Genomic DNA, 25,136 nt, shown 5'->3' on the forward strand with positions numbered 1-25,136 from the left:
GCTCTTGACGGGCGTGAAAGCCTGTTCGCCGTACACGTACCCGCTGCACGCGGGTGTGCGGCGGACGGCGAAGGAGCGGGCGCAGCGTGAGTGAACTTCTGGGTGTGGCGGTTCTGGGCGCGGGCCACATGGGTGCCGACCACATACGACGCCTCGACCGGGTGGTGAGCGGCGCCCGGGTCGCCGCGGTGGCGGACCCCGACGCCGAGCGGGCGAAGGAGGCCGTGGGCGGCATCGGCGGGGTCGTCGTGCACACGGAGGCCGAGGCGGCGCTGGACGCGCCGGGCGTCGAGGCCGTCCTGATCGCCTCACCCGGCAAGGCGCACGAGGAGGCGCTGCGGGCCGCCTTCGCGCGGGGGCTGCCGGTCCTGTGCGAGAAGCCGATGGTGCCGGATGCCGCGGGCGCGCTGCGCGTGGTGGAGGCCGAGGCGCGCCTCGGCAGGCGGCTGGCGCAGATCGGGTTCATGCGGCGGTACGACGCCGAGTACCGGCAACTGAAGTCCCTCCTGGACGGCGGGCGTCTTGGCCGGCCGCTGATGCTGCACTGCGTGCACCGCAACGTCTCCTCTCCACCGCACTTCACCTCGGCGATGCTGATCAACAGTTCCGTCTCGCACGAGATCGACGCGGCCCGCTGGCTGCTCGGCCAGGAACTGAGCGCGGTGACCGTGCTGCGTCCGCGGCCGTCGGCCGGTGCGCCCGACGGCCTGCTCGATCCGCAGCTCGTGCTCTTCGAGACCGAGGGCGGCGCCGTGGTGGACGTGGAGATCTTCGTCAACTGCGGCTTCGGCTACGAGGTGCGCTGCGAGGCCGTCTGCGAGGCGGGCAGCGCCCGGATCGGTCAGGCGCACACCATGGTGGTGACGGCTGCGGGCGGCGCGCGGGAGGAGGTCCCGCAGGACTACCTGGTGCGGTTCGCGGACGCCTACGACCGCGAGGTGCAGAGCTGGGTGGACGCCACCCGACGGGGCCGGGTCACCGGGCCCGACGCCTGGGACGGGTACGCCGCCGCCGCGGTCGCCGAGGCCGGGGCGCGGGCGCTGGAGACGGGCGCACGCACGCCCGTCGAACTGGCGCCCCGTCCGGCCCTCCACGACCCGGCATAGAACAAGCGTCCGTCGAACGTCAGGGCGACGACTCCCCTGGTCCCGAACCCTCCCCAAGTCCCGTAGTACACCTACGACTTGCCACCGTCCCCGGGTATACCGAACGCGTACCCGAGTCACTCCGGGAAGACTGTGGCATATGCCGGAAGCACCACCGTATCGTGTGTTGCCAAATCCCTTACGGGGCGTGGCGGGCTGTGCAACAGTCGTAACGGTCCTTCCGCCGGCCTCGGTTCCGTCCTGGTCGTACCGTCAGCACATCGGAGTGCGTCATGTCGTCCCATCTCTCCGCGGACCGCCCGGCCGCCCAACCACCGGGGCACGGCTCGGTCGAGGCGCTCATATCGCAGGCACGGCGACTGCGGGGCGACGTGGACGCGGTACGGCGGGACAGCCAGGAGAGCGCGGCGGACCCCCGGGGGCGCTGGCAGCGCGCCCTCTACGACCTGGCGCTGCACCAACTCACCGACCTCGACGCGCACTTGGCACAACTGCGGGACGGCCCGGCACCCGCGCCACGCCCCGGTTCGCTGCTCAGCCGGGTCGGCAGCGCGGAGTGGAATCTGCTGACGGACGAGGCCGAGTGGTCCGGGGAGCTCTTCCACATCCTGGGCCGCGACCCCGGGTCCGTCCCGCTGAGCCTCGACGAACTCCCCTCCCTGGTGCTCACCGAGGACCGCCCGAAACTGACCGCGATGGTCACGGACTGTCTCGTCGACGCCCGCCCCATCGACGGCGAGTTCCGCGTCGTGCATCCCGACGGGACCGCTCGCACCGTGCACATGATGGGCGAGCCCGTCCTCGACACCGACGGCAGCACCGCATCGATGTGGGCGGTGCTGCGGGACGTCAGCGAACTGCGCCGCAGTCAGCGGGTGCTGAGCGAGACCCGTGACTCGCTCCGGCACCCTGCGCTGCCGCCCTGGCACGGTCTGCTGCGGTTCCCGGACGAGGGGCGGCCCGGTCTGGACCTGGCCGCCGCACACCTCCCGTCGACGCCGGCGACGGGCCTGCGGTCTCGGTACGGCGGCTGGTACGACGCGTGTCCGCACTCCGACGACGGCGAAACCCTCCTCGCCGTGGGCGACTTCGAAGCCCCGGGGACCGAGGCGCACGGTGCGGCGGTGCTCATCGGCGCCCTGCGCGGCCTGGCGCTGGCCGGTACCCGGCCCGCGCTGCTCGGGGAACGGCTCGCCGCACTGCTCGAGGCCACCGCCCTGCCGCCGGTGCGCGACGCCGTGTACTGCGGCTACCGGCCGCGCACCCGCACCCTGACGTGGACCGACGCCTCAGGCCCCGTCCCGCTGCTGTTCCGCGGCGGGACGGGGCGTGGACTGTCCGGGCAGGCCGGACCGTCCGGACGGAGCGGGCTGTCCGGGCAGGCCGAGGCGACCCTCGAAGCGGACGACCTGCTGCTCCTGCACACCGGTGCACCCGGACCGGCGGCCGTGGAGCACCTCCTCTCGCTGGCCCCCCGGCTGACGGGGGCGGGCTCGGCACAGGACGTCGTACGGGTCGTGACGCGGGAGCTCGGTGAGTTTCCCTGTCGTCAGGACGCCTGTGTGCTGGTGGCCAGGGTGACGCCTTGACGCCCTCGGGCCGGCACGACTCCGGCGCAGCTCGTCGCGCCCTACGCCGGCGCGACGGTGCCGCCCGGCCCCTTCCCCCTGGGTGACTTGCCCTTGGGCAGCGCCAGTTTGATCTCCTCGCGCAGCTCCTGGATCTTCGGGTAGCCGGCGTACTCGGCGGTGAGCCGGTACATCTGGCGCAGCCGGTCCCAGGTCCGCTGGGAGGAGTTGGACCCCATCGACACCAGGGCCAGGCGGGCGTACCGGTCCGCCTGTTCGGGGTCGTCGGCGATGAAGCAGGCGGAGGCCATCGACAGATAGTCGAAGATCTTCGACCGCTGCCGGCCGTCGATCCTGAGGGCCAGAGCCTTGTCCGCGTAATGCTGCGCGTGCGCGGCGGCCCCCGGCTCGAACTCGGCGAGCGTCCGGTAGGCGAGGGCCTGCATGCCGTACAGGTCCTCCTCCTTGAACGTCTGCATCCAGTCCGGGGACGGCACGTCCGCCTTGTCGGAGACGAAGAGGTCCTCGGCCCGTCCCAGGGTGCGGCGCATCGCCTGGCCCTTGCCCATGGAGGCCTGCGCCCAGGCCTCGATGGTGTAGAGCATGGCCTTGGTGCGTGGCAGCACCTGTTCGCCGGAGCCGGACTGGGCGAGCTTCATGAGGTCGAGGGCCTCGTCCGGGCGGCCCAGGTGCACCATCTGGCGGGCTGCCCGGGAGAGGGCCTCGCCCGCCCGGGGCCGGTCGCCGCCCTCGCGCGCGGCGTGCGCGGCGATGACGAAGTACTTCTGGGCCGTGGGTTCCAGGCCGACGTCGTGCGACATCCAGCCCGCGAGGACGGCGAGGTTGGCGGCGACGCCCCACAGGCGCCGCTGGAGATGGGGTGGGTGGTGGTAGGCGAGCATGCCGCCCACCTCGTTGAGCTGGCCCACCACGGCCTTGCGCTGGAGTCCGCCGCCGCGGGCGGCGTCCCAGGCACGGAACACCTCGACCGAGCGCTCCAGTTCCTCCACTTCCTGCGACCCGATGGGGGCGGCCTCGTAGCGGTCGAACCCAGCGGGGTCGGCGTGCAGGGGTTGGCGGAGGTCGGGGGTGTCGGCCGCCAGGGCCGGGTCGGTGTGCAGCCAGTCGTGCATGGCGCTGCTGAGTGCGGAGCCCGCGGCGAGCGCGGCGCCCGCGCCCACCAAGCCGCGTCGGTTGAGCATGAGGTCCATTCCCGTGAATTCGGTGAGGACCGCCGCAGTCCGCTCGGGCGCCCACGGCACTCCGTCGGGATGCTCTTCGCTCCCGTCGTGTGGCCGTTTCCCCGCACGCCCGTGCCGGACCAGACCGAGGTCCTCGATGGTCACGACACGGCCGAGACGCTCGGTGAACAGAACCGCCAGCACCCGCGGCACCGGATCGCGCGGGATCTCTCCCATGTCGATCCACCGCCGCACCCGCGAGGTGTCGGTCGCCAGCTGGGGGTGGCCCATGGCCGCCGCCTGCCGGTTGACCAGCCTCGCGAGTTCGCCCTTGGACCAGCCGGCCAGGCCGAACAGGTCCGACAGACGGGTGTTGGGTTCTTTGCTCACGTCAAGCCCCCAGGTTCTCGGCTGAGTTGACAGTAGCCCCGTGCGGGTTGCCGGGCGACTATTCGCCACCGTTCGCCAGGGTGCGCCAGATGGTGTGCCACGGGCGGCCGGGTGTCAGGTAGGAATGCGCCACCCCGACCCGGTCGCCGCGGGGGTACTCCCCAGGGTGGCCCCAGGCGGCCGGTCGGGCGGCGCGACGGCTTTCGGAAGGCGCGCCCCCGGCACCGAACGGACCGGACGGGCACCGCTCTTCAGGCAGGCACAGCAGGCACACGAAGGGATCTGTCTCGCCCATGTACGCAGCATCGTCCTCCGTGTCCGCCCCGCAGCGCTCGCTGCACCCCCGCCCGACGGCGGGCGGCGGCCCCTATCTCGCCCCCGCGCGTCCGGCGGCCCCGGTGCTCGGGGCCGGCAGGGCGCGGCTCGGCGCGGGGCCCGGCACACAGCCGCTCAGCGGAAGAATCGACCTGTCCGGCCCCCAGGGGGCCCAACTGCGCACGGCGATCGCCGCCGTGCACCGGATCTGCCCGGAGTTCTCCCCCGTGCAGGTACTGCGACGCAGCGGGCGGTCCGTGCTCCTGGTAGGTACGACCGGACGCAGCACGGCGGTGGCCAAGTGTTTAGTGGACCACTCCCCCGCGTGGGCGGAACGAAGCCGGCACGAGATAGGGGCATACCGCTCGTTCGTCCGGCAGCGCCCTCCGGTGCGGGTGCCGAGACTGATCGCGGCGGATCCGGACAACGGCACGCTGGTGATCGAGCGGATGCCCGGGCGGGTGGCGGCGCTGCAGCGGCACCCCCTGGAGGCTCCGCCCCGGGCCGACATCAGGGCGGCGATCGGAGCGGTCTGCCGGCTGAACGCCTGGCGGCCGCCGGCAGGCACCTTCGACGCCCCGCTGGACTACGCGGCCCGGATCTCCCGCTACCACGAGCTGGGACTGCTCACCGACCGGGACCTGGGCGACCTGCAGAAGCTGCTGCACGGCATCGCCCACGCCGGCGGACGCCAGGGCATGGGCCAGTTCTGTCACGGTGACGCGCTGCTGTCCAACGTCCTCATGTCCCCGGCCGGTCCGGTGCTGGTGGACTGGGAGCACGCGGGCTGGTACCTGCCGGGGTACGACCTGGCGACGCTGTGGGCCGTCCTCGGTGACGCCCCGGCGGCCCGCCGTCAGATCAGTCAGATCGCCCAGTCGACGGGCACGGCGGCGCGCGACGCGTTCCTGGTGAACCTGATGCTCGTACTGACCAGGGAGATCCGTACGTACGAGACGGCCGTGCAGCGTTCGATGCACGACACGGTCGCGGCACCGTCGGCGCCGGCCCATCCGGGTGCCGCGCCGACCGGCGAGGAGCAGCGGCTGCTGCTGCGCCGGCTGCACGACGACTGCCAGATGGCCCGGCGGGCGGTGCGGGCGGCGGTCGGCACGCGCTGACGCGAAGGACGGAGAAGGACGACGGTCCGCGGTGTGCCCCTCGGGGCGCACCGCGGTTTTCGTTTCCCGACGGGCCGGGTCCGTGCAGGGGCCATTGGTGTAAGCCACTGACGCCGCGCAGGCCCGTGGGCCGCCGCCGCGAAACTCGCCACGCCCCCCGCTGACGTGGGAAATCGCCGCTGTGACGGCATGATTGACGGATCGTCGGACCGCCGGGTACCACTGACCCACGCCCGGCCCGCACGCCCCGCCACGCCCGACCGTCACAGGAGGCCGCTTTGCGAGGATCCCCCGTCGTGCCCGCCCTGGCCACCGCGGCGCTGCTGCTGCCGCTGCTCGGCGCGGCACCGTCCGCCGCCGTGCCCCCGGACGCGCCACCCTCCCCGGACCGCCTCCAGCGGGCGTTCGCCACCGCGGCGGCCGAGTACCACGTGCCGCAGAGTGTCCTGCTCGGCGTCTCCTATCTGCAGTCCCGCTGGGACGCGCACGGCGGCGCGCCGAGCGTGACCGGCGGCTACGGGCCGCTGCACCTCACCGACGCCCGCACGGCACTGGCCGAGGCGCCCCGGTCCCACCACGGCGAGGGCTCCGAGGACCCGCGCGGCGACGACGCGCGTGCTCCGCTGCACCCGGTGGACGGTGCCACCGCACCGTCCACCGACTTGCCGGCCCGGCTGACCACGCTGCCGAAGGCAGCCGAGCTGACCGGGCTGAGCCCCGAGGCGCTGCGCACCGACCCGGCCGCGAACGTGTCCGGCGGTGCCGCGCTGCTCGCCGCCGCCCAGCGGGAGCTGGGCGAGCCGCTCAGTTCCGACCCGGCGGACTGGTACGGGGCGGTGGCCCGTTTCTCGGGGGCCGAGGACGCCGCGACGGCGGCGGCGTACGCGAACGACGTGTACGAGGTCATCCGCACGGGCGAGCGGCGCACCACGGACGCCGGCCAGCGGGTCACCCTCGCCGCCCGTCCCGGCCTGGCGCCCGACGTCTCGCAGCTGGGCGGCGCGGACCTGCGCGCCGCGTCCGCCGCCGGAACCGAGTGTCCGAAGTCGGTGTCCTGCGAGTGGATCCCCGCGCCGTACGAGGAGTTCGGCGACGGCGACTACGGCAATCACGACCTGGGCGACCGGCCGGCCTCCCAGCGCATCCGCTACATCGTCGTGCACGACACGGAGGGCACCTGGAACGGCGTCCTCAACATGGTGCAGGACCCCACCTATGTGTCCTGGAACTACACGCTGCGCTCCACCGACGGCCACATCGCCCAGCACGTGAAGGCGAAGGACGTCGCCTGGCACGCGGGCAACTGGTACGTGAACGCCAAGTCGATCGGCCTGGAGCACGAGGGCTTCCTGACGGAGCCGGACACCTGGTACACGGAGGCGATGTACCGGTCGTCGGCGCGGCTGGTGAAGTACCTGGCGAAGAAGTACGACATCCCGCTGGACCGGCAGCACGTGCTGGGCCACGACAACGTCCCCGGCACCACCACGGCGACGATCCCGGGCATGCACACCGACCCGGGCCCCTACTGGGACTGGCGGCACTACTTCCAGCTGCTCGGCCGCCCCGTCGAGCCGACCGCCGGCAAGAAATCCTCCCTGGTGACGATCCGCCCGGACTACGACGCCAACCGTCCCGAGTACACCGGCTGCGAGACGGCGGGCGAGCCCTGCGCGGCGCACGGTTCCAGCGAGGTGCGGCTGTACTCCGACCACGACGTGAACGCGCCGCTGATCAAGGACATCGGCCTCGGTACCACCCCCACGACCGGGGTGAACGACCTGTCCTCCCGGGTCTCCACGGGCCAGCAGTACGCGGTGGCCGACCGGTGGGGCGACTGGACGGCCATCTGGTACCTGGGCCAGAAGGCCTGGTTCCACAACCCGCGGAAGAACCCGGCGGCGGTGCCCGCGTCGGGACGCGTGATCACTCCGAAGAAGGGCCTCGCGAGCGTCCCGGTGTACGGGCGCGCGTACCCGGAGAAGGCCGCCTACCCGGCGGACGTGCCCGCCCAGGCGGTGTCGCCACTGCCGTACACGCTGCCCGCGGGGCAGAAGTACGTGGTCGGTGAGAAGGTGCCCGGCGAGTACTACTACGCGGTCACCTTCGACGATGCGTCCCACCGGGTGGTGACCGGCAAGGACCAGTACTACGAGATCCAGTACGGCCACCGGGTGGCGTACGTGCGCGCCGCCGACGTGACGGTCTCGGCCGCGCGGTAGCGACCGGGCGGCCTCAGCCCTGCTGGAAAAGCTCCGCCGGGAGCGGCTTCAGCAGGGCGTACAGGTCGTCGGTGATGGGGCGGTCCCAGGCGGCGATGGTCACCAGGACGCCGTCGCTGCGGTCGAACTGCACGCAGGAGATCCGGCTCTCGGAGAGCTTGAGACGGCGCACGATGAGGAGGTTGTCGCCCTGCATCACGGGGACGTCCTCGGCGCCGACGACCGTGATCTCCTCGTCGTTCTCCAGCGCGAGCAGCAGCTGGGCCACCTCGAAGGGGATCTCTCCCTCGGGGACCTCGCGGGCCGGGGAGCCGTCCGGGAGGTTGCCGATGATCATCGCGGGGCCGCGGCCGCCGAACAGGTCGTAGCGCAGGAAGACGCCCTGACAGCTGCCGTCGGGCGCGGGCAGCAGGCCGGCGCCGAGATTACCGGGCCAGTCGCCCGGGTCCATGGCCAGTACGTCGAAGTCGGGCCCGGCGGGCGTGGCGCTGCGGCGGCGGAGGAACGACATGCCGCCATGGTACGTGGCCGAGCCGTGTGAACGGCGTGCGGGCGGAGGCCGGCCGGGCTACGCGGTCCGCCCGTGCCGCTCCTGGTGGCGGGCCACCCGCGCCCGGTTGCCGCAGGAGGGCTTGCACCACTCCTGACGCGGGTGCTCCTTGAGGAAGTAGCGCACGCAGCGCGGTGCGTGGCAGGCCCGCAGCCGCTCCCGGTCGGGCCCCGCGAGGAAGCCGATCACGGCCTGGGCGAGGGCGGCGGCGAGGTCGGTCCGGGCGCCCTGCGCGGGTGCGGCGCGCACCACGGGTGCGGCGGCGGCGTCGGCCCAGGCCAGGACGGGGACCGTGGGGGTGCGGGCGGCCGCCTCGTTCAGGCGCCGCAGCGCCTCCGGCACGGGCAGCAGCCGGGCGGCGTCGGCGGGGCTCGGCTCGCCGGGGCGTACGGCGCGGGCGAAGAGGGCGCGGGCGGCGGCGCGTACGTCCCGTGCGGCGGCCAGGGCGGACGCGTCGGCGGTGAAGCCCTCGCCGTCCGGCACGATTCCCGGGTGTTCCATGACCCAGGCGGTGAGTCCGGCGGGGTCGGCCAGGTCGTCGGCGACCGAGCCGTGTCCGTCGTGCCGGACGGTCAGCGCGAGGTCGAGCGCGATCCGGGTGTCCCTGCCGGGCGAGTCCTGCATGGGGCCGATGATAGGCAGCCCGGGTGGGGCCGGGTGTCACTCCTCCGGTGGAGCCGGGGGGATCACCGCGACCGGGGCCGCCGCGTGCAGCAGCACGGCATGGGTGACCGAGCCCATCATGCGGGCGGGGGCCAGCAGACGCCGGCGGTGGCGGCCGACGACGACCAGGTCGGCGTCCCTGGAGGACGCGACCAGGTTTCCGGCGGCGTCGCCGGGGACGACGTGGGTGTCGGCCCGGACGTCGGGGTGGCGACCGCGGTAGGGGGCGAGCAGGCCGTCGGCCAGGACCCGCGTCTCGCTCTCGACGGAGACCTCGTCGATCACCAAGGGCATCATCTGACCCGCGGCGGCCCAGGTCTGCACCGGCCACGGGTAGGCGGCGACCACCTGGAGGCGGGCGCCGCGCAGCTCGGCCTCGGTGAAGGCGAAGGACAGGGTGGCGTCGTCGGGACTGTCGACGTGCAGGCCGACCACCACCCGGGGCCCGGGTTCGTCCGGTGCCTCGCCGTGGACCTCGCGCCCGGGGCGGGGCACCACGACGACGGGGCACTCCGCGTCGCGGGCGGCGGCCATGCCGTTGGAGCCGAGCAGCAGGCCGGTGAAGCCGCCCCGGCCCCGGGAGCCGAGCACCAGCAACTGGGCGTCGGCGCCCAGTTCCGGCAGCAGGGCGCCCGGTACGCCCTCCATGCCGACGTACTCCGTCGGCACCGCGAAGGCCCGCCCCTGAAGGTGCGCGCGGGCCTGGTCGAGCGCCGGGTCCTCGGCGGTGTCCGGCGGGCCCGCGACCAGGACGTCGGTCTGGGCCCAGGCGGCGTACTGGCGCACGTGCACCACCCGCAGGGGTGCCTCGCGCCGGTGGGCGGCGTCGAGCGCCCACTCCAGGGCGCGCAGGCCGTCGTCCGAACCGTCGACCGCCGCGATGACCGGCAGGGTGCTCATGGGTCCTCACCTCCGGAGTACGGACTTCCCCCCGTCGGCGGGCCAAACACCCCGGTTCGGCCGGTCGGCGCACCCGCGGTCGTCCTACGTGAGGTCGAACTCCCCTTCCCGCGCTCCCGACACGAACGCGCCCCATTCGGCCGGGGTGAAGATCAGGGAGGGGCTCTGTGGGCTGCCGCTGTTGCGCATGGCGATGAACCCCTCGACAAAGGCGATCTGGACATCCCCCAGGCCCCGGCTGCTGGACTGCCACTGCGCGTTGCTGAGATCCAGCTCCGGCTTGTCCCAGCCCATGAGCGGTCGCTGTTGGGTGGTGCTCTCGGCCACGTCCGTGCTCCTCCCGGTTTCGTCGTCCGCGGCCAGCCTAGCGATCTGGTCCGACCGCCGACAGGCCGTGTGAGGGTGCCTTTCGGAAGAGGAGGTGTGCCTGCCGTGTGAGGGGTGCCTTTCGGAAGAGGAGGTGTGCCTTCGGAAGAGAGGGAGAGATCCGGCAGGGATCAGTCCGGTCCGGGGAAGGCGGTGACGCGGCGGGAGAACGAGCGCGGATCGTCCGGCACGAGGACCCGGGCGGGGCAGCGGAACGGCCGCGTGCCGCGTCGTCCCCGGCGGCGTCGTCCCGGCGGCCGTGGAAGAAGGGAAGGAACACGGGGTCGAAGCCGCCGGTCCCGGCCAGTCCCCGGGTCCTCGGGGACGGCGGAGTCGCCGGTGCCGCGCAGGTCGAGGAGGATCAGCCGGCGGTGGGCCGCGCGGACGCCGAGGTCGCCGAGGCAGGGGGAGGCGCGCACGGGCCCGCCCGGCAGGACGGCCGGCGGGTCGCCCTCGCCCCGTACGTGGAAGACGAGGCGGGTCCCGTCGTACGCGGTGAAGCTCTGCGTGGCGCCGATCCTCACCGGCCGGTGCCCAGTCACGCAACGGAGTTGCGACGTCAGGAGCCGGCGAAGCGGTCCCGCAGCTCCCTCTTGAGGATCTTCCCGCTGGCGTTGCGCGGCAGGGCGTCCACGAACCGGATCCGTTTGGGGGCCTTGAAGGCGGTGAGTTTCTCGCGGGCGTGGGCGATCAGTTCGTCCTCGGTGACCTCGCCGCGCCGGACGACGACGGCCGTGACGGCCTCGATCCACCGTTCGTCCGGCAGGCCGACGACCGCCGCCTCGGCGACGGCGTCGTGCGTGTAGAGGGCGTCCTCGACCTGGCGGGAGGCGACCAGCACGCCACCGGAGTTGATGACGTCCTTCACCCGGTCGACGATCGTGTAGTAGCCGTCCGCGTCCCGTACGGCGAGGTCGCCGGAGTGGAACCAGCCGTCGCGGAAGGCGGCCGCGGTCTCCTCGGGCTTGTCCCAGTAGCCCTCGCACAACTGCGGGGACCGGTAGACGACTTCGCCGGGTGTTCCGTCGGGCACGTCCTTGCCGTCCTCGTCGACCACGCGCGCGTCGACGAACAGGACGGGGCGTCCGCAGGAGTCCATGCGGCCCTCGTGCTCGTCGGGGCCTAGGACGGTGGCGAGGGGACCGATCTCGCTCTGGCCGAAGCAGTTGTAGAAGGCCAGGTGCGGGAGGCGTGCGCGCAGCCGTTCCAGGACGGGCACCGGCATGATCGACGCGCCGTAGTAGGCCTTGCGCAGGCCGCCGAGGTCGCGGGTGGTGAAGTCGGCGCGGTTCGTGAGGCCGATCCACACGGTGGGCGGTGCGAACAGGCTGTCCACGCGGCCCGCTTCGACCAGGTCGAAGATCCGGTCGCCGTCCGGTGCGTCCAGGACGATGTTGGTCGCGCCGACGCCGAGGTAGGGCAGCAGGAAGACGTGCGTCTGCGCCGAGTGGTAGAGCGGGAGCGCGTGCACGGGGCGGTCGCCGGCGCCGAGGTCGAGGGCGGTGATGGCGCTCAGGTACTCGTGCACCAGCGCCCGGTGGGTCATCATCGCGCCCTTGGGCAGCGCGGTGGTGCCGGAGGTGTAGAGGAGCTGCACCAGGTCCTCGGCGCCCGGCTCGGGGCCGTCGTACGCGGGAGCCGCCGCGAGACGGGCGAGGAGCGAGTCGTCGGCGTCGCGCAGCGGCAGGGTGCGGGTTCCGCCGGGGAGCCGGGCGGCCAGGTCGGGATCGGTGAGGACCAGTGCGCTGCCGGACTGGACGACGAGGTAGGCGAGGTCGTCGCCGGTGAGGTTCTGGTTGACGGGTACGTGCACCAGGCCCGCGCGGGCGCAGGCCAGGAAGGCGATCAGGTAGGCGTCGGAGTTGTGACCGTAGGCTCCGACCCGGTCGCCCGGCGACAGCCCTTCGTCCAGCAGGACGCTCGCCGCGCGGGAGACCGCGGTGTCGAGTTCCTCGTACGTCCAGGTGCGGTCGCGGTACTCCACCGCGACGCGGGCCGGAGTGCGTCGGGCGCTGCGCCGCAGCACCCCGTCGACGGTGCTGCCGTGTCCGGGCGTCATGACATGATCCTCGGCCGGTCGCAGGGGTGGGTCAAGCCGTGTGCGCCGGTCCGCCGGCTCCTCGCGTCCACTGTGCACGCCCCATTGACACAGCCCGTCACTGACAGGAAAGTTTCACTCCGCACGGCGATCCGGGAAAGATACTTTCAGCTTCGGTGGCGGGAGGCTCTTCGATGGCCGGTCAGGCGACGAACGGATTCACACGGCGTCAACTGGGCGCCGGCGCCCTGGCGCTGGGCGGTGCCCTGGCCATCGCCCCGTTCGCGGCCGGGCCGGCCGAGGCCGCCTCGGGCACGGGCCGCCGCCCCACCCTCAGGCACGGGTCCGCCGAGCGCGCCGGGCTGCTCCCGGGCCACCTGCGCCGACTCGTCACCGACGCGGAGGCGTTCCTCGGTCCGTCCCCCGAGCACCCGTGGTACGCGGGGGCCGTGCTGCTGGCCGGCCGGGGCGGCACGGTGGCGCTGCACGAGCCGATCGGCATGGCGGTGCGCTACCGGGCCTACGACGAGGCGACCGACACCGGTGTCGAGTTCCCGGCGGGGCAGCAGATCCCGATGGCCGAGGACACGGTGTTCGACCTCGCGTCGATCTCCAAGCTGTTCACCTCGATCCTCGCCGTGCAGCAGCTGGAGCGGGGCGCGCTGGAGCTGGAGGCGCCGGTCGCCTCGTACCTGCCGGATTTCGGCCGGGCGGGCAAGCAGGACGTGACGATCCGCCAGCTGCTGACCCACACCTCGGGATTCCGGGCCTGGATCCCGCTCTACAGCGCGCCCACGTACGAGGAGAAGGTCCAGCTCGTCTACGACGAGGCGCCGGCGAACGCCCCGGGCACGGCGTACCTGTACTCGGACCTGAACATGATCTCGCTCCAGCTGGTGCTCGAGAAGATCACGGGCCGCACCCTGGACGTCCTGCTGCGCGACGAGATCACCCGGCCGCTCGGTCTCGACCGTACCCGCTACAACCCGCCCGCCTCCTGGCGGCCGCGGATCGCGGCCACCGAGGACGCCCGGCTGCCCTGGTCCGGCCTGGACCGCGGGCTGGTGTGGGGCGAGGTGCACGACGAGAACGCCTTCAGCCTCGGCGGCGTCGCCGGTCACGCGGGGGTGTTCTCCTGCGCGTGGGACCTCGCGGTCCTCGGCCGTACCCTGCTCAACGGCGGCTCCTACGGGCGGGCGCGCATCCTGCGGCCGGAGTCGGTGGAGCTGATGTTCACCGACTTCAACACCGACTTCCCCGGCGACGAGCACGGCCTGGGCTTCGAGCTGTACCAGCACTGGTACATGGGCGCGATGGCGACTCCGCGCACGGCCGGGCACACCGGCTTCACGGGCACCTCGCTGGTGCTCGACCCGACGACCGACTCGTTCCTCGTCGTGCTCGGCAACTCCGTCCACCCGGTACGCAGTTGGCGTTCCGGGTCGGCTCCCCGGGTGGCGGCGGGCACCAACCTGGCGCGGGCCGTCCCGGTGCGGCCCGCACACGGACGCACCGCCTGGTTCTCGGGGACGGCGAGTTCCGCGACGGCCACGCTGACCCTGCCCGCGCTGGACACCTCGGCCGGGCGGGCGCGGCTGCGCTGCTCGCTGTGGTGGGACACAGAGCCCGGGTCGGACACCCTGGTCCTGGAGGCCACGACCGACGGCGGCACGTCGTGGCAACCCGTACCGTTCACCACGTCCCGGCACGGCGAGGCGCCCCGGGAGCATCCGGCGGGCTCGGCCACCGGCTGGTCGGGGCGCGTCTGGCACGCGCTGGACGCCGGCCTCCCGGCCGCGCGCGGGCTCCGCCTGCGCTGGCGGTACGCGACCGACCGGCTGTACGTGGGCCGGGGTGCGTACGTCGACGGGCTGCGCGCGGAGGCGGGCGGTGACGTCCTGTTCCACGACGCGCGCCCGGCGGACGCGGCGCGCGTCGAGGCGGCGGGATGGTCGGCGTCGGCCGACTAGACCCGACGGGTGGCGGGGGCCCGTGCGGGCCGCTAGCCGTTGAAGACGGCCTTCTGCACCTCGTTCGGACCGTCGAAGCTGTTCTCCTTCAGTCCGTCGAGACGGCTCACGACCTTGTCGTCGGCCTTGTTCTTGCGGGCGCAGTCGACGAGCGACTTCTTGTCCGCCGGGTAGTCCATGCCGTTGAGGGCCTTCTGCAGGTCGATGGGGCTGAGGTCCGCCATGACGGGCTCCTTGTCGTGCGGGTGTCGCGTACGGAATTTCCGTTATGTCGCGGTACCCAGCCCTGTCCCGGGCATGCGCACGTGCCCGTCAGGCCCCGGGCCCGTCCAGCACCGCCATCGCCGCGTTGTGCCCAGGCACTCCGCTCACCCCTCCCCCGCGCACGGCGCCCGCGCCGCACAGCAGGACGTTCGCCCGACCGGTCTCCACGCCCCAGTGGCCGGTGCCCTCCTGGGCGTGGGGCCAGGACAGCTCGCGGTGGAAGATGTTCCCGCCGGGCAGGCGCAGGTCGCGTTCCAGGTCGAGCGGGGACCTGGCCTCGATGCAGGGCCGCCCATCGGCGTCGGTCGCCAGGCAGTCGGCGAGGGGCTCGGCCAGGTGGGCGTCGAGCTGGGCGAGGGTCGACTTCAGCAGTTCCTCGCGTACGGCGTCGTTGTCCCCGGCGAAGAGGCGGGCGGGCGTGTGCAGGCCGAACAGGGTGAGGGTGTGCATGCCCTTCGCGGCCAGGTCGGGGCCGAGGATCGTGGGGTCGGTCAGCGAGTGGCAGTAGATCTCGCAGGGCGGTGCGTCGGGCAGTTCCCCGGCGGCCGCCCGGGTGTGCGCGGCGGCCAGTTGCTCGTAGCCCTCGGCGATGTGGAAGGTTCCGGCGAAGGCCTCCCGCGGGTCGGCCTCGGGGTCGCGCAGCCGCGGGAGCCGGGTCAGCAGCATGTTCACCTTGAGCTGGGCGCCCTCGGCGGGCGGGGGCGGCGCCTGCCCCGTGAGGGCCGCCAGTTCCCGCGGGGAGGCGTTGACCAGGACGTGGCGGGCGGCGGCCACGTGCTCGCCGTCGGCCGAGCGGTAGGTGACCTCGGCCGTCCGGCCGTCGGCCTCGATCCGTACCGCCTCGTGTCCGGTGGCGAGCACGGCACCGGCGGCCCGCGCCGCTTCGGCCAGGGCGTCGGTGAGGGCGCCCATGCCGCCGACCGGCACGTCCCAGGCTCCGGTTCCGCCGCCGATCACGTGGTAGAGGAAGCAGCGGTTCTGGACCAGGGAGGGGTCGTGGGCGTCGGCGAAGGTGCCGATCAGGGCGTCGGTGAGGGCCACGCCCCGTACCAGGTCGTCGGCGAAGTACTCCTCGATCGCGACGCCGACCGGCTCCTCGAACAGGGCCCGCCAGGCCGTCTCGTCGTCGACCCTGCGGCGCAGTTCGTCCCGGGTGGGCAGCGGTTCGGTGAGGGTCGGGAAGACCCGCTGCGCGACGCGGCCGGTCATGGCGTAGAACCGCTGCCAGGCGGCGTACTCCCGCTCCGATCCGGTGAGCCGGGCGAAGGACTCGCGCGTGCGCCGCTCGCCCCCGCCGACGAGGAGCCCGGTGGGCCGCCCGCCGCGCTCGACGGGCGTGTAGGAGGAGACGGTGCGTGCGCGCACCCGGAAGTCCAGGCCGAGGTCCCGCACGATCTTCCTCGGCAGCAGGCTGACCAGGTACGAGTAGCGCGACAGCCGTGCGTCGACCCCGGCGAACGGCCGCGTGGACACGGCCGCTCCGCCGGTGTGGTCCAGCCGTTCCAGCACCAGCACGGAGCGGCCGGCCCGGGCCAGGTAGGCGGCGGCTACCAGGCCGTTGTGGCCGCCGCCGACGATCACGGCGTCGTAGGTGCGCGAGGTGCTGGGCGGGGTCGTCATGGCTCTTGGTAACACGGCCGGGTCGGAGGCGGCCAGCCCGCCGTCGGTCACCGTCCGCCGCCGGCGTCCGCCCTCGGCGCCGGCCGCCCTCGGCGCCGGCCGGCCGGTCAGCGTGCCGCCGCCCCGCGCAGCACCGCGACCCTGCGGTACAGCTCGGTGGCCTCGGCGGCGCGGCCGAGTTGCTCCAGGCAGTGGGCCTCGTCGTCGCGGGCGACGAGGGTGTCGGGGTGGCCGGGGCCGAGGACGCGTTCGCGGGCGGCGGCGACCAGGCGGTACTCGGTGAGGGCGGCGGACCAGCGGCCCAGCCAGCCCAGGGCGACGGCGACCTCGCGGCGGCTGACCAACGTGTCCGGGTGGTCCGGGCCGAGCACCCGGTCACGGATCGCGCGGACCGCGCGGGCCTCGGCGAGGGCCTCCCCCCAGCGGCCCAGCCTGCCGAGGTTGACGCCCAGGCCGTGCCGGGCGCGCAGGGTCTCGGGGTGCTCGGCGCCCTGGGCGCGGGCCCGGTCGTCGATCAGCTCCTCGTACACGGTCAGCGCTTCGGCGCAGCGGCCGAGGCGGCCCAGGGCGACGCCGGTCTCGTAGCGGGCGGCGAGGGTGTCGGGGTGGTCCGTACCGAGTGCTCGCGCGCGGGCGCCCGCGACCTCGCGGTAGGTCTCCAGAGCCTCCTGCCAGCGCTCCAGCCGTCCGAGTTCGTAGGCGACCTCGTAGCGGGTGACGAGGGTGTCGGGATGCTCGGGCCCGAGCACGCGCGCCCGGGCCGCGGCCACCTCGCGGGCCGTCCGGTGGGCTTCCTCGGTACGGCCGAGCCGCCCGAGGTTGAAGGCCAGGTTGTGCCGGCAGCGCAGGGTGTCGGGATGGTCGGCGCCCATGGTGCGCTCGCGGGCGGTCAGGACCGACGCGTACACCTGGTGGGCGTCGGCGTACCGGCCCAGCCGGCCCAGGGTGTAGGCCATCTCCTGGCGGACGGCGAGGGTGTCGGCGTGGTCGGCTCCCAGCATCCTGATCCTGGCCTCGGCGACGCCCTTGTACGCGCGCAGCGCGTCGGCGGCGCGACCGGTGCGGCCGAGGACGAAGGCTGCCTCGTAGCGGCTGGCGAGCGTGTCGGGGTGGTCGGGTCCGAGCAGGCGCTCGCGTTCGGCGGCGACCGCGCGGTGCACCTGGCCGGCCTCCGCCCAGCGGCCGAGCCGGCCCAGGCTCAGTCCCGCGTTGTGCCGTCCGGCCAGCCTGTGGACGGTCTCGGGCGCCGGGTCCGGCCGCTCGCCCGGGACGGGCTCGGCGGTGCGGTCGCCGGCGGCCCGGTCGCCGGGGGTCCGGTCGCCGGCGGTCCGGTCGCCGGCGGTCCGGTTCTCGGCGGGACGCGGGATCCACTCGCCGGACAGGCCCGCCCCGGGATCCGGGGGCGTGGCGCGCAGGCCGGTGCCGGTCGCCTTGTGACCGGTGGTCATGCCGTGGGTCCAGGACGGCAGCCCGGCGCGGCCCCCGACCCGCTCACGTGTCCGCGCCGGCGTCCGGGCCGCCACCGGGGCAGGCACGGGCGCCGGTCCCGTCCGTGCCGCGCTGATCCGGCGGCCCAGTTCACGGGCGTCGTCCGGGCGCTGCTCGGGCCGCTTGGCCAGCAGGTCCAGGATGATCCGGTCCAGGTACCCGGGCAGTTCGGGGCGGTGGGCGCGGGGCGGCTCGGGCTCGGTGTCGCGGTGGCCGACGAGGATCGCCCAGGCGTCGTCGAGGTCGAACGGCGGAGCACCGGTGGCGATCTCGTAGAGCACGCAGCCCAGTGAGTACAGGTCGCTGCGCCGGTCGACCTCGTCGCCGCCGATCTGCTCGGGCGACATGTAGTGCGGGGTGCCCATGGCGATGCCGGTGCCGGTGAGCCGGGCGGTGAAGCCCGCGTCGTGACCGAGCCGGGCGATGCCGAAGTCGCAGATCTTCACGGTGCCGTCGGTGGTCCGCACGATGTTCGCGGGTTTGAGGTCGCGGTGGACGATGCCCTGTTCGTGGGTGTAGGCGAGCGCGGAGGCGACCTGTTCGGCGATGTCCACGACCTCCGGGACCGGCAGCGGATGGCCCTTGTTGTCCTCCAGGAGCCGGCTCAGGTCGTGCCCCTCCAGCAGCTCCATGACGAGGAAGAGCACGCCGTCCCACTCGCCGAAGTCGTGGACGACGGTCACCCCGCGGTGCTGGAGCGCGGCGGCCACCCGGGCCTCGCGCCGGAACCTCTCCCGCAGGACGCGGGTGAAGGAGTGGTCGTGCTGCGTGCCCAGCGGTTTGAGGCACTTGACGGCTATGCGACGGCCCAGTGACTCGTCCCGCGCCCGCCACACCTCGCCCATGCCGCCGCGCCCGATCCTCTCGAGCAGCCGGTACCGGCCCTGGATCAGCGTGCTGTCCCCCATGACTTCGCCGCCCCCGTGGTTCAGTCCGCCGCGCCCTCCCCTGGCCGGTCCAGTATGGCCGCTTGTCGTCCGATTTTGTATGGCGCCGGGCGCGCGGCCGGGCCGAGCCGTGCCACGGCGCGCAGGATGTGCTTGGGCGGCAGCTGCCAGCGCAGACGCGCGGGGACCCGGCGCAGCAGGGTGCCCGTGGCGCGCAGCCGGCGGGTGACGGCGGCGGGCGGAGGCGCGGGTTCGCCGTAGAGCTCGTGCGCGTACGGCGGTAGTGAGTCGTACGCAAGACGGGCGACCCGTCGCCACAGCAGCTCGCGGGCCGGGACCAGGAGCGGGTGCGTGGGCGGGCGGCGCAGGAAGTCGTCGACCTCGTGTGCCTCCTGCCCGGCGGCCAGTTCGGGCCGTACCCGCGCGAAGTAGGCGGTCAGCTCGGCCCGGTTCGCGGGTACGGAGGCGGGGTCGAGGCCTACGAGACGGGCGCTGTGCCGGTGTTCGGCGAGGTAGCGGTCGGCGTGGGCGTCGGTGAGCGGGAACCCGGAGCGGCGCAGGACGTGCAGGTAGGAGCCGATCTCTGCGCAGTGCACCCACAGCAGCAGGGCGGGTTCGTCGACGCCGTAGCGCTCGCCCGTGTCGGGGTCGGTCGCGCCGAGCATGCGGTGGATCTTCCGCACCCGGGCGCCGGCCCGCTCGGCGGCCTCGGTGGTGCCGTACGTCGTGGTGCCGACGAAGCCCGCGGTGCGCATCAGCCGGCCCCAGGCGTCGCGCCGGAAGTCGCTGTTCTGCATCACGCCGCGCACGGCGCGCGGGTGCAGGGCCTGGAGGTAGAGGGCGCGGATGCCGGCCACCCACATCATCGGGTCGCCGTGCGCCTGCCAGGTCACCGAGTCCGGGCCGAAGAGCCCGGGGTCGGCGTTCGTCCGCGTCGCCGTCATACGGGCAGGCTAACGCTCCGGCGCAGGCGGGCCCCAGGGCCTCAGCGCAGGGTGGCGAGGAACTCTCCGCAGGCGCGGGCGCAGTCGCGGCAGGCCTTCGCGCTCTCCTCGGCGCCCGGGTGGCCGTCGAAGACGTGCGCGCTCTCCAGGCACACCTGGCGGCACCACTCCAGCTGCGCGCCGATGGCGGCCTCGTCCACCTGGTTCTGTTCGGACAGCACCCGGCAGGTCGCGTCGCAGACCTCCGCGCACATGATGCCCCTGCGTCGTACGAGCTCCTGGTTCTCGGTCCCGTCCGGGTCCACGAGGCTCGCCCGCAGGGCGCAGGCCCGGGCGCACTCGGTGCACGCCTGTGCGCACGCGAAGCGGTCCTCGAGGAAGCGGAACAGTTCCTGCTGGGAAGTCGTCGTCGATGTCACACCGCGCGGGTTGCCGCTGGGGGCGGCGCCAAACCGCCGGGCCCGGTGTCACCAAGGGCTCCGGGCCGTTTTCCGGACGGGCCGCAGGGCACCCGTGGACCGCCCCCGCGACCGGTGGGGGCGATGACGCCGAAGACGCACGGAGGTGCACGGACATGCCGGGACGACAGGAACTGCCGTCGACTCTGGAGCGCTCCCCGCAGGAGGCCCGGCGCACCTGGATCAAGGCTCACGACTCGGCCGTCGAGGAGTACGGCGAGGGCGAGCGGGCCCACCGGGTGGCGTACGGGGCGCTCAAGCACAAGTACGAGAAGGTCGGCGACCACTGGGAGCGCAAGGAGGGCGGCCGCAAGGGCCCCTCCGACCCCCAGTCCGGCCGGCCCCGCGGACGCGGCGGGCGCAGCGGCGAGGGCGTCGACGAGAAGGCCTCGAAGGAGCACCTGTACGGCGTCGCCCGGCGCCTGGGCGTCGAGGGCCGTTCGAAGATGTCGAAGGCGGATCTGCTCGCGGCGATCAGGAAGGCCAACCGTTCGCGGACGCGAGCGTCGCGGTCGGGCTGAGCGGGTTGGTGACGCGGGCCGGGGGTACCCGCGCTCCATGACCAACGCATGGATGGACCTGGCAGCGGGCGGCTCCGGTGCACTCGCCGTCTGGCTGATCATCGCGGCCGTCGTGGTGGTGGGCGTGCTGATCGGCGCGTTCGCTTTCGGCAGCCGGCAAAAGCGCCGGGAACCCCCGCCGCCAACGGCCGACGAGCAGCCCCATATGCCTGACGACGGGCCCGTCCACGAGGTGCGGGAGCGTCGGGAACCGAACGAGATGCCGCAGAGCGACGAACGCACGCTGCCGCACGAGCTCGGGCGCCAGGGCAGCCGCACCGCCTCCGATCAGCAACGGCCCCGCTGGGACGAAGGCAGCAGCGGCTCCTTCGGCAGCGGTGGCCCGGGCGGACGCTGACCCGTGCAAGGCGCCGTACAGAGGGAAGTGAGAACCATGGCGGACCCCGCTCGCGACAACCTGCCGTTGCCCGACTACGACCATCTGCCGATCGGCGGCCTGGAGAGCCGGATCCGGTCGCTGGGCGCCGACGAGGTGGAGGAACTGCTGGCCTACGAGCGGTCGCACGCCGACCGGGTTCCGGCCACGGAGGTGCTCTCCACCCGTCTGGAGCAGCTGCGGTCCGGTGCCGAGCCCTCCTCGGGCGACCCGGGTGCCGTACGGCCCGAGCAGGGAGAGGGCCGCACGGGCTCCCCCGTGTCGCCGGCGACCTCTCCGCAGCCGTTCTCCCCGCCCCCGCACGGCACCCCGGACCAACGGGGCAAGCCGAAGGGTGACCGTACCTAGGGGGCGTAGTTTCCGGCACGGGGCTCGGGGAACCCATGCGCCGTGCTGCTGCAGAGGAGAAGGGCCCGCGCCGGTGCGCGGGCCCGCCACGGGGCCGAACACACCGTCGACTGGGCCGACAGGCGGCTCCCCGTCTCCGAGGGCGGGGGGCTGCTGCGCAAGGCCTTCCCCGAGCACTGGTCGTTCCTTCTGGGCGAGATCGCCCTGTACAGCTTCGTCGTGCTGCTGCTGACCGGGGTCTGGCTGACGCTGTTCTTCAAGCCCTCGATGACGGAGGTCGTCTACGACGGCTCGTACGAGCCCCTGCTGGGGGTGAGCATGTCGGAGGCCTACCGCTCGACGGTGGACATCAGTTTCGACGTGCGCGGCGGGCTGCTGATCCGTCAGGTGCACCACTGGGCGGCGCTGGTTTTCCTGTCGGCCATCGGGGTGCATCTGCTGCGGGTCTTCTTCACCGGGGCGTTCCGCCGGCCGCGTGAGGCCAACTGGCTGATCGGTGTCACGCTGTTCGTGCTGGCACTCGCCGAGGGCTTCGCCGGCTACTCCCTTCCGGACGATCTGCTGTCCGGGACCGGGCTGCGCATCGCGCAGGGGATCATGCTGTCCATCCCGGTCGTGGGGACGTACATCAGCATGTTCGTGTTCGGCGGCGAGTATCCCGGCCACGACCTGATCCCGCGGCTGTACTCGGTGCACATCCTGCTGGTGCCCGCGCTGCTGCTGGCGCTGGTGACGCTCCACCTGATCCTGGTGTTCTACCTGAAGCACACCCAGTGGGCGGGCCGCGGTCGCACCAACCGCAACTCGGTGGGAAAGCCGATGTTCCCGCAGTTCGTGACGAACTCCACCGGCCTGTTCTTCATGGTCTTCGGCGTGCTGACGGTGCTCGCGGCGGTGGCCCAGATCAACCCGATCTGGGCGTACGGGCCCTACCGGCCCGACGTCATCTCGAGCGGCTCGCAGCCCGACTGGTACGTCGGCTTCCTTGAGGGCTCGCTGCGACTGATGCCGCCGTTCGAGACGGCGGTGGCGGGCCACACCGTCATGTGGAACGTCCTGGTGCCCGCGGTCCTGCTGCCGGGCGCCCTGTTCGCGGTGCTGTACGCCTACCCGTTCTTCGAGCGGTGGGTGACCGGCGACCACGAGGAGCACCATCTGTGCGACCGGCCCCGGGACAAGCCCGTACGGACCGGTCTGGGCGTCGCCGCGATCGTCTTCTACGGGGTGCTGCTCCTGGCCGGCGGCAACGACATCCTCGCCCACACGTTCCACGTCTCGCTGAATCTGCTGACCTGGATCTTCCGGATCTCCCTCGTGGTGGCGCCGCCGCTCGCCCTCGCCGCGACCAAGCGGATCTGCCTGGCGCTGCAGGAGCGCGACCGCGAGCGCCTGGCGGAGGGCGAGGAGACGGGCGAGGTGCACCAGACCCTCGCCGGCGGCTACGCCGAAAGTCACGGCCCCCTGGACCCCGAGGAGCGCCACGTGCTGCGCTCCCGCCAGGCGCCCGAACCGCTCGCGCCGTCCCCGAAGGAGGGCGACGCGCCGCACGTGGGACGGCTGCGGGCGACGCTCAGCGAGTGGTACTACGGGGACCGGGTCGACGTCGAGGAACCGGAGCAGGAGCAGGAGCAGGGGCGGGAGTCGGCGCTCGGCGTGGGGCCGGGGGCGGCGGCTTCGGAACCGGAGGCCTACTCGGGCGAGCCGGAGCGCTGAACGCCCCGGTCGGCGTACTGGAAGACCAGGCCGCAGACCCCCGTGGCGAGCAGGCCGAAGCCGATCAGCGCCAGCCACAGGCCGAAGACGATGCCGAAGGCGAGCACCACGGCGGCCAGCGCGATCGTGATCGGCCAGGGGCTGCGCGGGGGGAAGAAGTCCAGCGGGCCCACGGTGTCGACGACCTCGCCCTCACCGCGGTCCTGCGCGCGCAGACCCCGTTTGCGGTACTGCACGCGCAGAAAGAAGGCGACGAGCGAGGCCATGAGGAAGGCGAGGACGAGCGCGGCCGTGCCGGCGGGCTCGCGCGACCACCATCCGTAGAGGGCGGCTTCGCCGCCGAAGAAGACCGCCACACCGGTGAACAGACGGGATTCGGTCCTCACTGCACATGCCTCTGGTCGTGTCGGGTGATGTCGGGGTGGTGCAGGTCGAACGCCGGGGACTCGGAGCGGATCCGGGGCAGCGACGTGAAGTTGTGGCGCGGCGGCGGGCTGCTGGTGGCCCATTCGAGGGAACGGCCGTAGCCCCAGGGGTCGTCCTGTTCGACCTTCTCGCCGTACTGGTGGGTGCGCCACACGTTGTAGAGGAACGGCAGCGTGGACAGGCCGAGGAGGAAGGCGCCGATGGAGCTGATGGTGTTCAGCGTGGTGAAGCCGTCCGCGGCCAGGTAGTCGGCGTAGCGGCGCGGCATGCCCTGCTCGCCGAGCCAGTGCTGGACGAGGAACGTGGTCTGGAAGCCGACGAAGAGGGTCCAGAAGTGGATCTTTCCGAGGCGTTCGTCGAGCAGTTTGCCGGTGAACTTGGGCCACCAGAAGTAGAAGCCGGCGAACATCGCGAAGACGACCGTGCCGAACAGCACGTAGTGCAGGTGGGCGACGATGAAGTACGAGTCCGTCAGATGGAAGTCCAGTGGCGGGGAGGCGATGAGGACGCCGCTCATGCCGCCGAGCAGAAACGTCACCAGGAAGCCGCACGCCCACAGCATGGGGGTCTCGAAGGAGAGCGAGCCGCGGATCATCGTGCCGATCCAGTTGAAGAACTTCACACCGGTCGGCACCGCGATGAGGAACGACATGAGGGAGAAGAAGGGGAGCAGGACGGCACCGGTGGCGAACATGTGGTGGGCCCACACCACCGCGGAGAGAAAGGTGATGGCGATGGTGGCACCGATCAGGCTGACGTAGCCGAAGATCGGCTTGCGGCTGAAGACCGGGATGATCTCGGTGACGATGCCGAAGAACGGCAGCGCGACGATGTACACCTCGGGATGGCCGAAGAACCAGAACAGGTGCTGCCACAACAGCGCCCCGCCGTTGGCCGCGTCGAAGACGTGCGCGCCGAACTTCCGGTCGGCCTCGAGCATCAGCAGCGCGGCGGTGAGCACCGGGAAGGCGGGCAGCACCAGGATCGACGTGAACAGGATGTTCCAGGTGAAGATCGGCATCCGGAACATGGTCATGCCGGGTGCGCGCAGGCACAGGATGGTGGTGATGAAGTTGACGACGCTGAGCGTGGTCGACACGCCGCTCACCACCAGGCCCATCGTCCACAGGTCACCGCCCGGACCCGGGCTGAAGGTCGCGCTGTTCAGCGGTGCGTAGGCGAACCAGCCGAACGAGGCCGCTCCCCCGGGCGTCAGGAAACCCGCCACCACCATCAGGCCGCCGAACAGGTACATCCAGTACGACAGCGCGTTCAGCCGGGGGAACGCGAGGTCCGGGGCGCCGATCTGCAGGGGCATGATGGCGTTGGTGAACCCGGCGAACAGCGGGGTCGCGAACAGCAGCATCATGATGGTGCCGTGCACGGTGAACAGCTGGTTGTACTGCTGATTGCTGAACAACTGCAGCCCGGGCCGGGCGAGTTCACTGCGCATCAGCATGGCCAGGACGCCGGCGAAGAGGAAGAAGCCGAACGACGTCGCCAGGTAGAGACGGCCGATCACCTTGTGATCGGTCGTCGTCGCCCACCGCACCAGTGCCCGCCCGAGCGTGCGGTTCGTCCGCTGCCGAGCCGGTGTCCGACGCGGCGGCTCGGTCCTTCTGTCCACCGCCATGCGGCGGA

22 protein-coding genes and 1 pseudogene are annotated in these 25,136 nt (G+C 72.9%); 9 read left to right on the forward strand and 14 right to left on the reverse strand.

Annotated elements, in window-relative coordinates; translation table 11 throughout:
- Positions 1 to 86 precede the first annotated feature (86 nt).
- Together ABS735_RS20690 and ABS735_RS20695 are read left to right on the forward strand one after the other, a co-directional pair.
- The gene (locus ABS735_RS20690; protein ID WP_373901169.1) at positions 87 to 1,106 is read left to right on the forward strand and encodes a Gfo/Idh/MocA family protein; all 1,020 of its coding nucleotides are present in this window, start codon (positions 87 to 89) and stop codon (positions 1,104 to 1,106) included.
- A 272-nt stretch (positions 1,107 to 1,378) separates the two neighbouring features.
- The gene (locus ABS735_RS20695) at positions 1,379 to 2,695 is read left to right on the forward strand and encodes a PAS domain-containing protein (protein WP_373901168.1); all 1,317 of its coding nucleotides are present in this window, start codon (positions 1,379 to 1,381) and stop codon (positions 2,693 to 2,695) included.
- A 41-nt stretch (positions 2,696 to 2,736) separates the two neighbouring features.
- On the opposite strand, the gene ABS735_RS20700 is transcribed toward ABS735_RS20695, so the two are convergent.
- Complete coding sequence (locus ABS735_RS20700) at positions 2,737 to 4,245, reverse strand: DNA-binding protein NsdB (protein ID WP_373901167.1); 1,509 nt, start codon at positions 4,243 to 4,245, stop codon at positions 2,737 to 2,739.
- Between the two features lie 293 nt (positions 4,246 to 4,538).
- Between ABS735_RS20700 and ABS735_RS20705 the strand changes: the two genes are divergently transcribed.
- Positions 4,539 to 5,681 (forward strand): aminoglycoside phosphotransferase family protein, encoded by a 1,143-nt coding sequence (locus ABS735_RS20705; RefSeq protein WP_373901166.1) that lies wholly within the window; start codon positions 4,539 to 4,541, stop codon positions 5,679 to 5,681.
- 278 nt (positions 5,682 to 5,959) lie between these two features.
- A complete protein-coding gene (locus ABS735_RS20710) occupies positions 5,960 to 7,903 on the forward strand; it encodes an N-acetylmuramoyl-L-alanine amidase (RefSeq protein WP_373901165.1) in 1,944 nt (647 codons plus the stop codon).
- Between the two features lie 13 nt (positions 7,904 to 7,916).
- On the opposite strand, the gene ABS735_RS20715 is transcribed toward ABS735_RS20710, so the two are convergent.
- The 6 genes and pseudogenes from ABS735_RS20715 to ABS735_RS20740 form a co-directional block, all read right to left on the reverse strand.
- On the reverse strand, positions 7,917 to 8,414 hold the full coding sequence (locus ABS735_RS20715; protein WP_003971896.1) for a hypothetical protein: 498 nt from the start codon (positions 8,412 to 8,414) through the stop codon (positions 7,917 to 7,919).
- Between the two features lie 57 nt (positions 8,415 to 8,471).
- A complete protein-coding gene (locus tag ABS735_RS20720) occupies positions 8,472 to 9,077 on the reverse strand; it encodes an ABATE domain-containing protein (RefSeq protein ID WP_373901164.1) in 606 nt (201 codons plus the stop codon).
- 36 nt (positions 9,078 to 9,113) lie between these two features.
- A complete protein-coding gene (locus ABS735_RS20725) occupies positions 9,114 to 10,016 on the reverse strand; it encodes a universal stress protein (RefSeq protein WP_373901163.1) in 903 nt (300 codons plus the stop codon).
- An 84-nt stretch (positions 10,017 to 10,100) separates the two neighbouring features.
- The gene (locus ABS735_RS20730) at positions 10,101 to 10,343 is read right to left on the reverse strand and encodes a DUF397 domain-containing protein (protein ID WP_007446660.1); all 243 of its coding nucleotides are present in this window, start codon (positions 10,341 to 10,343) and stop codon (positions 10,101 to 10,103) included.
- Positions 10,344 to 10,648: 305 nt separating this feature from the next.
- Positions 10,649 to 10,900, reverse strand: a pseudogene (locus ABS735_RS20735) (alpha/beta fold hydrolase); the annotation flags it as partial.
- A 41-nt stretch (positions 10,901 to 10,941) separates the two neighbouring features.
- The gene (locus tag ABS735_RS20740; RefSeq protein ID WP_373901162.1) at positions 10,942 to 12,441 is read right to left on the reverse strand and encodes an acyl-CoA synthetase; all 1,500 of its coding nucleotides are present in this window, start codon (positions 12,439 to 12,441) and stop codon (positions 10,942 to 10,944) included.
- Positions 12,442 to 12,614: 173 nt separating this feature from the next.
- Here ABS735_RS20740 and ABS735_RS20745 point away from each other — a divergent pair, with 173 nt between their 5' ends.
- The gene (locus ABS735_RS20745; protein ID WP_373901161.1) at positions 12,615 to 14,390 is read left to right on the forward strand and encodes a serine hydrolase domain-containing protein; all 1,776 of its coding nucleotides are present in this window, start codon (positions 12,615 to 12,617) and stop codon (positions 14,388 to 14,390) included.
- A gap of 32 nt (positions 14,391 to 14,422) precedes the next feature.
- On the opposite strand, the gene ABS735_RS20750 is transcribed toward ABS735_RS20745, so the two are convergent.
- From ABS735_RS20750 to ABS735_RS20770, 5 genes are all read right to left on the reverse strand, one after another.
- Positions 14,423 to 14,614: a DUF2795 domain-containing protein gene (locus ABS735_RS20750; RefSeq protein WP_061446259.1), complete on the reverse strand. Its 192-nt coding sequence runs from the start codon at positions 14,612 to 14,614 to the stop codon at positions 14,423 to 14,425.
- An 88-nt stretch (positions 14,615 to 14,702) separates the two neighbouring features.
- Positions 14,703 to 16,274: a phytoene desaturase family protein gene (locus ABS735_RS20755; protein WP_373901159.1), complete on the reverse strand. Its 1,572-nt coding sequence runs from the start codon at positions 16,272 to 16,274 to the stop codon at positions 14,703 to 14,705.
- Between the two features lie 107 nt (positions 16,275 to 16,381).
- On the reverse strand, positions 16,382 to 18,670 hold the full coding sequence (locus ABS735_RS20760) for a serine/threonine-protein kinase (protein WP_373901158.1): 2,289 nt from the start codon (positions 18,668 to 18,670) through the stop codon (positions 16,382 to 16,384).
- Between the two features lie 20 nt (positions 18,671 to 18,690).
- Complete coding sequence (locus ABS735_RS20765; protein WP_373901156.1) at positions 18,691 to 19,593, reverse strand: oxygenase MpaB family protein; 903 nt, start codon at positions 19,591 to 19,593, stop codon at positions 18,691 to 18,693.
- 41 nt (positions 19,594 to 19,634) lie between these two features.
- A complete protein-coding gene (locus tag ABS735_RS20770; RefSeq protein ID WP_007446752.1) occupies positions 19,635 to 20,012 on the reverse strand; it encodes a four-helix bundle copper-binding protein in 378 nt (125 codons plus the stop codon).
- 155 nt (positions 20,013 to 20,167) lie between these two features.
- Between ABS735_RS20770 and ABS735_RS20775 the strand changes: the two genes are divergently transcribed.
- The 4 genes from ABS735_RS20775 to qcrB are packed head-to-tail and all read left to right on the forward strand — an operon-like array spanning position 20,168 to position 23,069.
- Positions 20,168 to 20,572, forward strand: a complete 405-nt coding sequence (locus ABS735_RS20775; RefSeq protein ID WP_373901155.1) for a ChaB family protein — start codon at positions 20,168 to 20,170, stop codon at positions 20,570 to 20,572.
- 37 nt (positions 20,573 to 20,609) lie between these two features.
- A complete protein-coding gene (locus ABS735_RS20780) occupies positions 20,610 to 20,969 on the forward strand; it encodes a DUF6479 family protein (RefSeq protein WP_373901154.1) in 360 nt (119 codons plus the stop codon).
- A 36-nt stretch (positions 20,970 to 21,005) separates the two neighbouring features.
- On the forward strand, positions 21,006 to 21,356 hold the full coding sequence (locus ABS735_RS20785; protein ID WP_373901153.1) for a DUF8129 domain-containing protein: 351 nt from the start codon (positions 21,006 to 21,008) through the stop codon (positions 21,354 to 21,356).
- Positions 21,357 to 21,398: 42 nt separating this feature from the next.
- On the forward strand, positions 21,399 to 23,069 hold the full coding sequence (gene qcrB, locus ABS735_RS20790) for a cytochrome bc1 complex cytochrome b subunit (RefSeq protein WP_373901152.1): 1,671 nt from the start codon (positions 21,399 to 21,401) through the stop codon (positions 23,067 to 23,069).
- Here qcrB and ctaF read toward each other — a convergent pair.
- Positions 23,045 to 23,455: an aa3-type cytochrome oxidase subunit IV gene (gene ctaF / locus ABS735_RS20795; protein ID WP_373901151.1), complete on the reverse strand. Its 411-nt coding sequence runs from the start codon at positions 23,453 to 23,455 to the stop codon at positions 23,045 to 23,047. The two genes, qcrB and ctaF, sit on opposite strands and share 25 nt — an antisense overlap.
- On the reverse strand, positions 23,452 to 25,128 hold the full coding sequence (gene ctaD / locus ABS735_RS20800; protein ID WP_476755844.1) for an aa3-type cytochrome oxidase subunit I: 1,677 nt from the start codon (positions 25,126 to 25,128) through the stop codon (positions 23,452 to 23,454). Before ctaD ends, ctaF begins: the two co-directional genes overlap by 4 nt.
- Positions 25,129 to 25,136: the final 8 nt, after the last annotated feature.

It is taken from the genome of Streptomyces sp. MMCC 100 (genome assembly GCF_041538145.2).
Classification (GTDB): domain Bacteria; phylum Actinomycetota; class Actinomycetes; order Streptomycetales; family Streptomycetaceae; genus Streptomyces.

Coding starts and splice junctions, on each gene's coding strand:
- ABS735_RS20775 (WP_373901155.1), top strand. CDS start 20,168: ATGCCGGGACGACAGGAACTGCCGTCGACTCTGGAGCGCTCCCCGCAG.
- ABS735_RS20750 (WP_061446259.1), bottom strand. CDS start 14,614: ATGGCGGACCTCAGCCCCATCGACCTGCAGAAGGCCCTCAACGGCATG.
- ABS735_RS20740 (WP_373901162.1), bottom strand. CDS start 12,441: ATGACGCCCGGACACGGCAGCACCGTCGACGGGGTGCTGCGGCGCAGC.
- ABS735_RS20785 (WP_373901153.1), top strand. CDS start 21,006: ATGGCGGACCCCGCTCGCGACAACCTGCCGTTGCCCGACTACGACCAT.
- ABS735_RS20755 (WP_373901159.1), bottom strand. CDS start 16,274: ATGACGACCCCGCCCAGCACCTCGCGCACCTACGACGCCGTGATCGTC.
- ABS735_RS20695 (WP_373901168.1), top strand. CDS start 1,379: ATGTCGTCCCATCTCTCCGCGGACCGCCCGGCCGCCCAACCACCGGGG.
- ABS735_RS20720 (WP_373901164.1), bottom strand. CDS start 9,077: ATGCAGGACTCGCCCGGCAGGGACACCCGGATCGCGCTCGACCTCGCG.
- ABS735_RS20760 (WP_373901158.1), bottom strand. CDS start 18,670: ATGGGGGACAGCACGCTGATCCAGGGCCGGTACCGGCTGCTCGAGAGG.
- ABS735_RS20715 (WP_003971896.1), bottom strand. CDS start 8,414: ATGTCGTTCCTCCGCCGCCGCAGCGCCACGCCCGCCGGGCCCGACTTC.
- ctaD (WP_476755844.1), bottom strand. CDS start 25,128: ATGGCGGTGGACAGAAGGACCGAGCCGCCGCGTCGGACACCGGCTCGG.
- ABS735_RS20745 (WP_373901161.1), top strand. CDS start 12,615: ATGGCCGGTCAGGCGACGAACGGATTCACACGGCGTCAACTGGGCGCC.
- ABS735_RS20780 (WP_373901154.1), top strand. CDS start 20,610: ATGACCAACGCATGGATGGACCTGGCAGCGGGCGGCTCCGGTGCACTC.
- ABS735_RS20705 (WP_373901166.1), top strand. CDS start 4,539: ATGTACGCAGCATCGTCCTCCGTGTCCGCCCCGCAGCGCTCGCTGCAC.
- ABS735_RS20765 (WP_373901156.1), bottom strand. CDS start 19,593: ATGACGGCGACGCGGACGAACGCCGACCCCGGGCTCTTCGGCCCGGAC.
- ABS735_RS20725 (WP_373901163.1), bottom strand. CDS start 10,016: ATGAGCACCCTGCCGGTCATCGCGGCGGTCGACGGTTCGGACGACGGC.